This is a genomic window from Nocardia sp. NPDC055002, assembly GCF_053608825.1.
Map to the genome: position 1 here is coordinate 383,232 of NZ_JBSGWE010000006.1, position 11,346 is coordinate 394,577.

Sequence of the window (11,346 nt, forward strand, 5' to 3'; positions counted from 1 at the left end):
ACGTCGCCAGCTCCCGTTCGAGAGGTTGAGGAACCATGCCAGCACAGCCGTCCGGTGGGATCGGGTGACGAAGCCGAAGTTGACCGAGTCGAATACCGAATCCGCTGACGATGTCTCCACCGGGGGAGTGCGCCGCACCGTGCTTCCCGGTGGCCTTCGCGTGGTCACCGAACACGTGCCCGGCGTGCGCTCCGCCTCCATCGGGGTGTGGGTAGGCGTCGGTTCGCGCGACGAGGGCCCCACCGTGGCCGGCGCCGCGCACTTCCTCGAACACCTGCTGTTCAAGGCGACGCCCACGCGCACCGCCCTCGACATCGCGCAGTCCATGGACGCGGTCGGCGGTGAGCTCAACGCGTTCACCGCCAAGGAACAGACCTGCTACTACGCCCACGTCATCGACGAGGACCTGCCGCTCGCGGTGGACCTCGTCTCCGATGTGGTGCTCAACGGTCTGTGCCGCGCGATCGACGTCGACGTGGAGCGCCAGGTGGTCCTGGAAGAGATCGCGATGCGCGACGACGACCCCGAAGACCTGGTCGCCGACTCCTTCCTCACCGCCATGTTCGGCGACCACCCGATCGGGCGCCCGGTGATCGGCAGCGTCGAATCCATCGAGAACATGCAGGCAACCCAGCTGCGCGGCTTCCATCAGCGCCGCTACCGGCCCGAGCGCATGGTCGTCGCGGTGGCGGGCAACGTGGAGCACGAACGCGTCGTGGAACTGGTGCACCGCGCGTTCGGGCCACACCTGGACACCGCCGCCGAGCCCGCGCCGCGCCGCGAAGGGAAGTTCCGCGCGCAGGGCGCACCCGGCCTGATCAGGATCAACCGCGACAGCGAACAGACCCACCTCGCCTTCGGCGTGCGGGCGTTCGGCAGGCACGAAGGTCAACAGCGCTGGCCGCTGTCGATCCTCAACACCATCGTCGGCGGCGGCCTGAGTTCGCGCCTGTTCCAGCGCATCCGGGAAGAACGCGGCCTGGCCTACTCGGTGTACTCGAGCGTCGACACCTTCGCCGACACCGGCGCGTTCTCGGTCTCGCTCGGCTGCCAGCCCGAAAACCTCGGCCAGGTCGCGATATTGGCACGCGGCGTGCTCGACGAAGTCGCTGCCAACGGTGTCACCGATGCCGAATGCGCCAGGGCCAAGGGCTCTTTGCGCGGCGGACTGGTCTTGGGCCTCGAGGACTCGGCCTCCCGGATGAACCGCATCGGCCGCAGCGAACTCAGCTACGGCAACCACCGCAGCGTCTCGGCGACGCTGGCGCGCATCGACGCCGTCACCACTGACGAGGTCAGCGAGATCGCCCGAACCCTGCTCGCCCGTCCTTACGGTGCCGCGGTGTCGGGCCCGTACCAGCGCACCCGCGATCTGCCCGCCTCGGTGCGAAAGCTCGTCGAACGCTGAGCGATTCGGCTCCCGCTGTCCGGGCGATCAGCGCAAGGACCGCTCGTCGCGGTGGGTGGCATCCGCGTCCACGCGGTTGGCGGCGTCGACGATCGAGGGGAGCAGGCCGGGCAGGGCGTGCTCCACGGCGTCGGTGCGCAGTGTCTGGAAGGTCTGACCGTCGATGGTGAGCCGTTCGATCAGGCCCGCTTCGCGCAGGATCTTGAAGTGGTGGGTCGCGGTGGATTTGTTGATCGCGTCGTAGAGCGCCGCACAGCGGACGGGGGCGGCCGCGTTGCTCAGCCGACGGACCATCTCCAGGCGGACGGGGTCGTGGAGGGCGCCGAGGACGGTCGGGAGCGCGGCCACGGGTATGGTCGGCGCCGGGGTCAGATCTTTAGCCTGTGTCATGAGTTACCTCACTTGGGGGTTTGATAGTCATCATACTCGGCGTAGCCTGATCATCGTTCGATGGTTATCAAACTCTGCTGATGGGGGCTGCTGTGGCAGCGACAACGATGGCGCCGGTCGAGGCCGGGCAGCGCTGGGCGTACGGGCTAGTCCTGGCCGCGAGCGCGGTGGCGCTCGGGGTTTCCGGGGCGCCCGCTCCGCTCTACGGGATCTATGAGACCGAGTGGCATCTGTCCCCGCTGACCACGACCATGGTCTTCGCCGTCTATGCCTTCGCGGCGCTCGGCGCGGTGCTGGTCTCCGGCCGGATCTCCGATGTGGTCGGCCGCAAGCCGGTGATGATCGGCGCCTTCGCCACCATGATCCTCGGGCTGGTCGTCTTCCTGCTCGCCGATTCGGTGCCGATGTTGTTGCTGGCCAGGGCATTGCACGGGGCAGCCGTCGGCGCCACCGTCGTCGCGGGCGCGGCGGCGCTGCTGGATCTGCGGCCCGAGCGTGGTGCGCGATCCGGGCAGCTCAGTGGCGTGGCGTTCAACGTCGGCATCGCGGTGGCGGTCCTCGGCACCGCGGTCCTGGCGCAGTACGCGCCCTCGCCGCTGCGCACGCCGTACGTCGTGATCGCCGCGGTGTGCCTCGCCGCGGGGGCGGGCATCCTCGCGCTGCGTGAACCACACACCGCTCGCGTGAAGGCGCGCATCACCATCGCGAAACCGTCTGTCCCGCACGAGATCAGGGCCGACTTCTGGTTCTCCGCGATCGGCGTGATGGCCGCCTGGTCGGTGCTGGGCGTGCTGCTGTCGCTGTACCCGTCGCTGGCCGCGGCGGAGACCGGCATGCACAACCTGGTGTTCGGCGGCGTCGTCGTCGCGAGCACCGCGCTGTCCGCGGCCCTGGCGCAACTGTTCGCCACCCGCATCCCGGCCCGGCGCGCCGCGGTGATCGGCGACCTCGGCATGGCCGCGTCGCTGCTGGCCACCATCCCGGCGCTGGCCACGAAACAGCCCGCCGTCGTGATCGTGGCGGGCCTGGTGCTCGGCGCCACGTTCGGGCTCGGATTCGGCGGCTCGCTGCGGCACCTCGCCGAAGTGGTTCCGCACGATCGCCGCGGCGAAACCATGTCGGCCTACTACCTGCTGGCCTATTCGGCGATGGCGCTGCCGACCCTCGCGGCGGGCTGGGCGGCGACGACCTGGGGGATCGCGACGGTGTTCCCGTGGTTCATCGTGATCGTCTCGGTGGCGTGTGTCTGCGCCGCGCTGCTCGGACTGCGCGGGACCAGGGCCGCCACGCGAACGGCGTAGAACGCAGGCCGGTCCCGAGGGAATCGGGACCGGCCTGGGCACTCACTCGGGCCAACCGCCGTACGGAACGGTGATCAGTTCCAGGAAGTGGCCGTTGGGGTCGAGGAAATAGACACCGCGACCACCGTCGTTGTGATTGATCTCGTTGACCCCGTGTTGCTGCGGGTCGGCCCAATGGTCCAGCTTGTAGCGCTGGATCTTGGCGTAGGCCGCGTCGAACTCGGCCTCGGAGACCAGGAACGCGTAGTGCTGCGGCTGGATCTCGGAAACGAAGGGCGGGACCTTGGCGAAATCGAAGGCCGCACCGTGATCGAGGGCGATCGGAATGAACGGCCCCCACTCTTTTCCTACGTCCAACCCGAGGATGTCCGCCCAGAACTCGGCGGTCTCCCGATTATCGCGGCATCCGACAATGGTGTGATTGAACTGCACTGACAGGGGATTTCTCCTTGTTCGTGATGGCGCCGACCCTGGGCACGGTACGAGGCGGCCGACAGGAGCACCATCACCGAGATCGAGGTTAGCGACAGATCCCGGAACCTGTAAAGGGCACTCGCGGTAGCGTCGCGAGCATGAAGATTCGTGGAGCCGTTCTGGAACGGATCGCCGATCCGGCGCCGTTCGCCGATTCGCAGCCCATCACGGTGTGTGACCTGGAATTGGCCGAACCGGGTCGGGGCGAACTGCTGGTGCGCATCGAAGCGGCCGGCCTGTGCCATTCGGATCTGTCTGTGGTGGACGGCAATCGGGTGCGTCCGGTGCCCATGCTGCTCGGCCACGAAGCCGCCGGCATCGTCGAATCGGTGGGCGCCGGCGTCACCGATGTGGCCCCTGGGCAGCGGGTCGTGATGACGTTCCTGCCGCGCTGCGGCGACTGCGCGGGCTGTGCGAGCAACGGACGCACGCCGTGCGGGCCGGGCAGTGTGGCCAACAACGCAGGCGAACTGCTCGGCGGTGGGCGACGGCTGACCCGCGACGGCGAGGTGGTGCAGCACCATCTCGGCGTCTCCGGCTTCGCCACGCACGCGGTGGTGGACCGGCGCTCGGTCGTCCCGGTCGACGACGACGTGCCGCCCGAAGTGGCGGCGGTGCTCGGCTGCGCGGTGCTCACCGGCGGCGGCGCTTTGCTCAACGCCGCGAAACCCGGTGCGGGCGACCGGATCATGGTGGTCGGGCTCGGTGGCGTCGGGATGGCGGCGGTGCTCGTCGCGGTATCGCTCGGTCTCGGTGAGGTGATCGCCGTCGACACGGTTCCCGAAAAGCTCTCGCTGGCCCGCGAATTCGGTGCGACCGTGGCCTGCACGCCGGGCGAGGTCGCCGAGCAGGGCGTGCAGGCCGACGTGGTGATCGAAGCGGCGGGCAACGTCCGCGCGTTCGAAACCGCCGTCGCCGCAACAGCACCCGGTGGTGTCACCGTGACGGTGGGCCTGCCGGCCCCGACCGCCACCGCCACCATCTCGCCACTGGCGCTGGTGGCACAGGGCCGCACCATCATCGGCAGCTACCTCGGCTCGGCTGTTCCCGACCGTGACATCCCCGAATACGTGCGGCGGTGGCGCGAGGGCAAGCTGCCGCTGGAACGGCTCGTCTCGGCTCGCATCGGACTCGACCAGGTGAACCAGGCGATGGACGATCTCGCGGCGGGCGCGGCGCTACGACAGGTGATCGTCTTCGACTGACGCCTCGGCCTGCCCGATGGTGTGAGGTCGGCGCCGCGGTCCCACGGGCTGCTCGATAGGCTTCGACGAGCAAGCTGAGTCGAGGACGAGGAGATGCGGTGACCATTCGGGTCGGAGTGCTCGGAGCACGCGGCAAGGTCGGGCAGGCGATCTGCGCGGCGGTGGAGGCGGCGCCCGATCTGGAGCTGGTGGCGCAGGTCGACAAGGGTGACGCGCTCGAGACGTTCACCGAGGCGGACACCCAGGTGGTCGTCGATTTCACCCACCCCGATGTGGTGATGGGCAACCTGAAGTTCCTGATCGAGAACGGCATCCACGCCGTCGTCGGCACCACCGGCTTCGACGAGGGGCGCCTCGCCGACGTGCGCGGGCGGCTGGCGCAGCGGCCCGAGGTGGGCGTGCTGATCGCGCCGAACTTCGCCATCGGCGCTGTGCTGTCGATGCGTTTCGCCGAGCAGGCGGCGCGGTTCTTCGACTCGGTCGAGGTCATCGAGCTGCACCACCCGAACAAGGCCGACGCCCCCTCGGGCACCGCCTACCGCACCGCCGCGGTGATCGCCGCGGCGCGCGCCGAGGCCGGGGTGGGGATCAGCCCCGACGCCACCACCACCGAACTCGAGGGTGCCCGCGGCGCCGATGTCGACGGTGTGCGCGTGCATTCGGTGCGTCTGGCCGGGCTCGTCGCCCACCAGGAGGTGCTGTTCGGCACCCAGGGCGAGACCCTGACCATCCGCCACGACTCCATCGACCGGTCCTCGTTCGCACCGGGCGTGCTGCTCGGGGTGCGCGAGATCGCCGGACGGCCGGGTCTGACCGTCGGGCTCGACCCGTTCCTGGATCTGTGAGCGACTCCGACGCGCAGCGACCCGATCGGCAGGTCCTGAAAACCGTTGCGGTCGTGGTGTTTCTGGTCATCGCGCTGCTGTTCTACTTCGTGCGGCTCGGCGGGCTCGCCATCGCCTACATCGCCGACGGCGGGTTCGCGGGTATCGCGATCGGCATCGGCATGCTGCTGCTGCCCGTCGTCGGTCTCTGGATCCTGTGGGCGACCTTGAGCGCGGCGTTCGCGCATCAACGGCTGGCCCGGCGTATCCACGAGGAAGGCCTGGAGGTCGACACCTCGCAGCTGCCACGCCGACCCTCGGGCCGGATCGAACGCGACGCGGCCGACGCCCTGTTCGCACAGATCAAGACCGAATGGGAAGCCGACCCGGACAACTGGCGCTCCTCCTACCGGCTGGCCCGCGCCTACGACTACGCAGGCGACCGGGGCCGCGCCCGCGACACCATGCGCCGCGCGGTGGCACTGGAAAAACTGGAACGCGACCCAGGAGAGTAGCGAGCCCATGGCCCGGTTGCTGATCATCCATCACACCCCGTCGCCGCACACCCAGGCGATGTTCGAAGCGGTCCTCGCCGGGGCGAGCGACCCGGAGATCGAGGGGGTCGAGGTGGTGCGCCGGGCCGCGCTGGCGGTGACCGCCGTCGACGTGCTCGACGCCGACGGCTACCTGCTCGGCACCCCGGCCAACCTCGGCTACATGAGCGGTGCCCTCAAACACGCCTTCGACACCATCTACTACCCGTGCCTCGACTCGACCGGCGGACGGCCCTACGGGCTCTACCTGCACGGCAACGAAGGCACCGAAGGCGCCGAGAGCAGCGTGGAGCGGATCACCACCGGGCTGGGCTGGCAGCGCGCCGCCGAGGCGGTCGTGGTCTCGGGACCGCCGAGCAAGGCCGATCTCGAGAAATGCTGGGAACTGGGCGCGACCATCGCCGCTGGTCTGATGGAATAGCTGATCGCGACAGCGGACCCGCCCCGAATTTTGGTGGGCTGACACGCGGGCTCGGGATGCGGTAGAACTCGACCGACGTGTTGCGGGCTGGCCGCGGTGGGTGTTCGAGGATGGGGAGTGGTCGGGTGAGCGAGTTGGCGCAGACGCGCACGGTGCGGCGGGTCGGTCTGGTGGAGGACCACGAGTCCGTGGCGATCGGGCTGGCGGCCATGCTCGGCCCCGAACCCGACCTGGAACTGGTGGCGGTGGCGGAGTCCGTCGCCGGGCTGCTGGCCGAGACCACCGATCTCGATCTCGTCGTCCTCGATCTGCGCCTGCCCGACGGCTCGACGCCCGAGGACAATGTCACCGCGCTGCGTGAACGCGACATCGAGGTGCTGGTGTTCACCGGCGCCGACAACGCCTTCCTGGTCCGCTCCGCCGCCAAAGCGGGCGTGCTCGGGGTGCTGCGCAAGTCCGAGAGTGTGGCGACCGTGGTCGAGGCGGTGCGCCGGGCCGCGTCGGGGGAGCAGGTGGTGACCACCGACTGGGCCGCCGCCATCGACGGCGATCCGAAGCTCTCCGACGTCGGGCTCAGCCCGCGTCAGGAGGAAGTGCTGATGCTGTACGCCTCGGGCGAGAAGGCCTCGCGGGTGGCCCGGCTGACCGGTCTGTCGGAACAGACCGTCAACGACTACCTCGGCCGCATCCGGCAGAAGTACGCCGACGCGGGCCGACCCGCGCCCACCAAGACCGATCTGTACAAACGGGCCGTCGAGGACGGATGGCTGCCCGTGCCGGAAAGGCAGCAGCGCACGTGACCGATCTCGCGGTCGCGACGGCGCCCGCACCGGTCGGCGACGTCGAATTCTCGCGCGCGGCGACCGACCAGATCCTGCGCAGGCTCGGGCTGGTGATCGGGACCGGCGCCACGATGGTGATGGTGCTGGAACTGCCCGCGGTGCTGGTGCAGCCGATCAATCAGTCGGTGTGGCCGGAACTGCATCTGATGTCGGCGTATCTGATGTTCGGTGTGCTGGCGATCGTGTCGGCGCGCGGCCCCGCCGCGGCGATCCGGCGCACCGCCGCCGCAGCCGCCGTGTGCTATCTCGCGGCCACCGTGGCGACGCCGCTGGTGTACTCGGTGGTGCACATCGGTTCGTTCGCTTCGTGGCCCTATCGAGGGCTCGCTGTCGGCGTGCTGGCCGCGGGTCTGGCGTGGCCGCGACGTGGTGCGGCCGCGTTCGCGGCCCTGCTCGCGGTGGTGACCAGTGTGTCGAATGCCCTTGTGGTGCCGGACAGTTCGATGTGGGCGTTGTTCGGCGACATCACCAGGGCGCTCGGCGTAGCCGCGCTGTTCCTGTGGTGCGTGGTGTACGCGCGTGCCGCCGCCGAACGTGTCGACCGGGAAGCGGTCCGGCAGCGCAGCCGGGCGGCGGCGGTCGCGGCGACCTCGGCCAGGGAACGCGAGGGCGCGCGTTTCGCGGCGCTCATCCACGACGCGGTGCTGTCGACGCTGCTGGAGGCCTCGCGGGCGCAGCAGTCCTCGCCGGTGCTGCGCAACCAGGCCGCGCGCACCCTCGAACAGCTCGAGCTGTCGCGGACCGCGCCCGAGATCGACCACCTCGACGCCGCCGCGGCGATCGAATTCCTGCGCGAGGCGGTGTGCGAGGTGGAATCGGAGATCCCGGTGCAGGTGTCCTCGCGGCGCGCGGCCGATCTGTGCCTGCCGATCGAGGCCGCGCAGGTGCTCGGGGCCGCGCTCTCGGAGGCGGTGCGCAACAGCGTGCGTCATGCCGACGTCCCCGGTCGGACGGTGCGGCGCGGTGTGTCGGTCACCATCGCGACCGGCGGCATCCGGGTGGTGCTGTCCGATGACGGCGCCGGGTTCGACCCAGCGCGGGTGTCGGCTGATCGGATGGGGATCGCAGGCAGCATCCTGGGCCGGATGCGCGCGCTCGCCGGTGGCGCGGCGTTCGTGGAATCGGCGCCGGGCGCGGGAACCGTGGTGACGCTGGTGTGGGGTAGCTGATGGTCGATCGGGATCTGCCGTTCGCGATGCGCGATCTGTTCGGCCTCAGCGACGGCACGGCGTGGCTGTTCGTGGTGATCTTCGAAGCCACCATCGTGATGTACCTGCGGGTGAATTTCGATATCGCCCCGCCGGCGGCCGCGGCCGCCGCGCTGGTGCTGATGGCAGTGGCCGCGCTGGTGGTGCTGGTGTTCCCCGTGGACCCGCTGCCGTGGCCCGCCACGATCTTCGTGGCGTGTGCCGGACCTGCGGCGATGGCGCTCACCGTGCCGTGGCTCGAGAGTTCGTCGGGATTCGCCCACCAGCTGTGGACCGCCTATCCGACGTCGTATCTGCTGGCGATGCTGGTGCTGCGCGGGCGGATCGTGTCGGCCTGGCTCGGCGTAGCGGCCGCCGCGACGGTGCTGGTGACGATGGGAGTGTTCACCAGTTGGCACCCCGAAACCGTGGTGCGCGCGCTGACGCCGGTCGCCACCGTCGGTGCGGTGACGGTGTTCATGTCGATCGTGCGGCCCACCCAGCGTTCGCTGCGGGAACTGCGCAGCGAGGCCAATCGACGCGCGGCGACCGAGGCCGCGCTGGCCGCGGCCAACGCCGAGCGTGATCGTCAGCTGGGAGCCCTCGACCGGGTGGCCGGGCCCCTGCTCGCCCGCATCGCGGCCGGGATCGAGCTCACCGATACCGAACGCGAACAGTGCAGGCTGCTCGAAGCCGAACTGCGCGACGGTCTCCGGGCGCCGCAGCTGGTCACCGATCGGCTCAGCGCCGCCGCTCGGGGGGCGCGATCGCGCGGCGTCGAGGTCACCCTGCTCGACGACGGCGGCTTCCTCGGGGTACCGGAATGGGTGCGCCACCACGTGATCGAGGCCGCGGTCGACGAACTCGACATGGCGGGAGCGGGCTCGGTGACCGTGCGCGTGCTGCCGGTCGGCAGACGCTGGGTGGCGACCGTGCTGGCCGCCGCGCCGGGCGGGGATCGGCGGACCGAGATCGACACCGCGGGCGAGGTCCGGGTCTCCACCTGAGCGCCGAAAACCTGTCGGACCCCTGTGTCAGGCTGAGCAGATGCAGCGGATGAATGCGGCGCAGGCCCGTCGAACGGCGCTGGCCGCGCAGGGCTTCGGCAAGCGAAGGCCGACCAACCCGAAGCGTCGGGCCGTGCTCGATGTCGTCGCCAGAACCCGTCTGCTGCAAATAGATTCGGTCTCCGCTGTGGTCCGCGCGCACTACGCGCCGGTGTTCAGCCGGATCGGCCCCTACGATCGCAGCCTGCTCGACGCCGCCGCCTGGAGCGACAGCGCCAAGGCGCGACGGGGGCTGGTGGAGTACTGGGCGCACGAGGCGGCACTGATCCCGGTCGCCGACTGGCCGCTGATGCGCTGGCGGATGCGGGAGTACCGGCACGGGCGCTGGTCGGGGATGCGCAAGATCGTCGAACGAAATCCCACGCTGGGCAAGGACATTCTCGATGTCGTGACCGAGGTGGGCGCGGCGAGCGCGGGAGAGATCGAACGTCATCTGGAACTGGACAAGCCGCGGCCGAAGGGGACCTGGTGGAACCTGAGCGATACGAAGATGATCTGCGAGCAGCTCTTCGCCGCCGGTGAGCTGTCCACCGCCCGCCGGGTCGGGTTCACCCGGCACTACGACCTCACCGAACGGGTCGTCCCGGCCGATGTACGCGACCGGGAGATCGCCGAGGACGATGCCGTGCGCGAGCTGATCCGCCGGTCCAGCCGGGCCCTGGGGATCGGCACCGAGGCCGACCTGCGCGACTACTACCGCCTGGCCCGGCGCCAGAGCGCTCCGGCGATCGCCGACCTGGTCGACGCGGGCGAACTACTACCCGTTGATGTCGACGGCTGGGACGCGCCCGCCTACCTGCACCCGGAGGCCGCCACCCCGCGCCGGATCACCGGGACCGCGCTGCTGTGCCCGTTCGATCCGCTGATCTTCTTCCGCCCACGCACCCAGCGGGTCTTCGACTTCCACTACCGCATCGAGATCTACACCCCCGAACCCAAACGGGTGCACGGCTATTACGTCTTCCCCCTGCTCGTCGACGGCAAGCTCGTCGGCCGGGTGGATCTGCGCGCCGAACGCGCCACCGGCCGACTGCTCGCCCCCGGCGCGTTCGCTGAACCCGGCTACGCGACCGTCGAGACCGCCGAGGCCTTGCGTGGGGCCCTGCGGGAAATGGCCGACTGGCTCGAACTCGACGAAGTCGTTATCGGCGAACGCGGCGACCTGGCCCCACTGCTGTGATCTCGGACGCCGTCTACCAGCCCTTGCCGCCGTATCCGCGCATCTGATCCTTCAACGCGCCACTGACGGCACCGGAGAGCCAGGAGTTGAGCGACTGCCCGTTCTGCTGGGCCGCTTCCTCCGCGCGGGACTTGAGCTGTTCGACCAAGCGCAGGGTCACCCGGCTGATGTCGCCGGTCATTTCCTCGAAAGTCTGGGGTTCCTCCGCGCCCGACGGCGTGTTCTTGCGCACGTCGGCCTTCGCCTCCGTACCTTCCAGGCGGACGTGCACGGTGCGGTCACCGAGTTCGGTACTGATCTCGGCGGCCAGTTCCGACAGCGCCGACAGCAGCACCAGGCGGCTCGAACTCTCCACCGCGGCGGCGAGGGCGGCGGCGGTGGCCTGCGTTTTCTCGTCGCCGAGCGCGGCGGCGGCGATCAGTTCCTCGCGCAAACGCGCGGTATGAGCATTCAGATCCATGACATCATTGTGACGTCATATGTGACATCACGC

At 69.8% G+C, this 11,346-nt stretch carries 13 protein-coding genes; 10 read left to right on the forward strand and 3 right to left on the reverse strand.

Annotation, left to right across the window (positions count from 1 at the left end; genetic code table 11):
- Positions 1–64 precede the first annotated feature (64 nt).
- The gene (locus tag ACWF99_RS25345; RefSeq protein WP_452537572.1) at positions 65–1,408 is read left to right on the forward strand and encodes a M16 family metallopeptidase; all 1,344 of its coding nucleotides are present in this window, start codon (positions 65–67) and stop codon (positions 1,406–1,408) included.
- Between the two features lie 27 nt (positions 1,409–1,435).
- On the opposite strand, the gene ACWF99_RS25350 is transcribed toward ACWF99_RS25345, so the two are convergent.
- A complete protein-coding gene (locus ACWF99_RS25350) occupies positions 1,436–1,798 on the reverse strand; it encodes an ArsR/SmtB family transcription factor (RefSeq protein WP_378626545.1) in 363 nt (120 codons plus the stop codon).
- A 107-nt stretch (positions 1,799–1,905) separates the two neighbouring features.
- Here ACWF99_RS25350 and ACWF99_RS25355 point away from each other — a divergent pair, with 107 nt between their 5' ends.
- Entirely contained in the window at positions 1,906–3,099 is a 1,194-nt protein-coding gene (locus ACWF99_RS25355; protein ID WP_378628261.1) for an MFS transporter, read from the forward strand.
- A gap of 42 nt (positions 3,100–3,141) precedes the next feature.
- On the opposite strand, the gene ACWF99_RS25360 is transcribed toward ACWF99_RS25355, so the two are convergent.
- Positions 3,142–3,537, reverse strand: a complete 396-nt coding sequence (locus ACWF99_RS25360) for a VOC family protein (protein ID WP_364411883.1) — start codon at positions 3,535–3,537, stop codon at positions 3,142–3,144.
- A 134-nt stretch (positions 3,538–3,671) separates the two neighbouring features.
- On the opposite strand from ACWF99_RS25360, the gene ACWF99_RS25365 reads away from it, so the two are divergent.
- The 8 genes from ACWF99_RS25365 to ACWF99_RS25400 all read left to right on the forward strand — a co-directional run bounded on the left by ACWF99_RS25365 (position 3,672) and on the right by ACWF99_RS25400 (position 10,853).
- Positions 3,672–4,778 carry an alcohol dehydrogenase catalytic domain-containing protein gene (locus ACWF99_RS25365; RefSeq protein WP_452537573.1) on the forward strand — a complete coding sequence of 369 codons (1,107 nt, stop codon included), beginning with the start codon at positions 3,672–3,674 and terminating at the stop codon, positions 4,776–4,778.
- Positions 4,779–4,876: 98 nt separating this feature from the next.
- Complete coding sequence (dapB, locus tag ACWF99_RS25370; RefSeq protein WP_452537574.1) at positions 4,877–5,623, forward strand: 4-hydroxy-tetrahydrodipicolinate reductase; 747 nt, start codon at positions 4,877–4,879, stop codon at positions 5,621–5,623.
- The gene (locus tag ACWF99_RS25375; protein ID WP_378655348.1) at positions 5,620–6,117 is read left to right on the forward strand and encodes a hypothetical protein; all 498 of its coding nucleotides are present in this window, start codon (positions 5,620–5,622) and stop codon (positions 6,115–6,117) included. The genes dapB and ACWF99_RS25375 overlap by 4 nt, the downstream gene beginning before the upstream one ends.
- Before the next feature lie 7 nt (positions 6,118–6,124).
- On the forward strand, positions 6,125–6,577 hold the full coding sequence (locus ACWF99_RS25380; RefSeq protein WP_378655351.1) for a flavodoxin family protein: 453 nt from the start codon (positions 6,125–6,127) through the stop codon (positions 6,575–6,577).
- Between the two features lie 110 nt (positions 6,578–6,687).
- Entirely contained in the window at positions 6,688–7,377 is a 690-nt protein-coding gene (locus ACWF99_RS25385) for a response regulator (protein ID WP_378626553.1), read from the forward strand.
- Positions 7,374–8,588 carry a sensor histidine kinase gene (locus ACWF99_RS25390; RefSeq protein ID WP_378626554.1) on the forward strand — a complete coding sequence of 405 codons (1,215 nt, stop codon included), beginning with the start codon at positions 7,374–7,376 and terminating at the stop codon, positions 8,586–8,588. Before ACWF99_RS25385 ends, ACWF99_RS25390 begins: the two co-directional genes overlap by 4 nt.
- Complete coding sequence (locus tag ACWF99_RS25395; RefSeq protein ID WP_378626555.1) at positions 8,588–9,613, forward strand: hypothetical protein; 1,026 nt, start codon at positions 8,588–8,590, stop codon at positions 9,611–9,613. Before ACWF99_RS25390 ends, ACWF99_RS25395 begins: the two co-directional genes overlap by 1 nt.
- 40 nt (positions 9,614–9,653) lie before the next feature.
- Positions 9,654–10,853, forward strand: a complete 1,200-nt coding sequence (locus tag ACWF99_RS25400; protein ID WP_452537575.1) for a winged helix-turn-helix domain-containing protein — start codon at positions 9,654–9,656, stop codon at positions 10,851–10,853.
- Positions 10,854–10,866: 13 nt separating this feature from the next.
- Here the strand turns inward: ACWF99_RS25400 and ACWF99_RS25405 are convergent, their stop codons facing one another.
- Positions 10,867–11,313: a hypothetical protein gene (locus tag ACWF99_RS25405; RefSeq protein ID WP_378626558.1), complete on the reverse strand. Its 447-nt coding sequence runs from the start codon at positions 11,311–11,313 to the stop codon at positions 10,867–10,869.
- Positions 11,314–11,346: the final 33 nt, after the last annotated feature.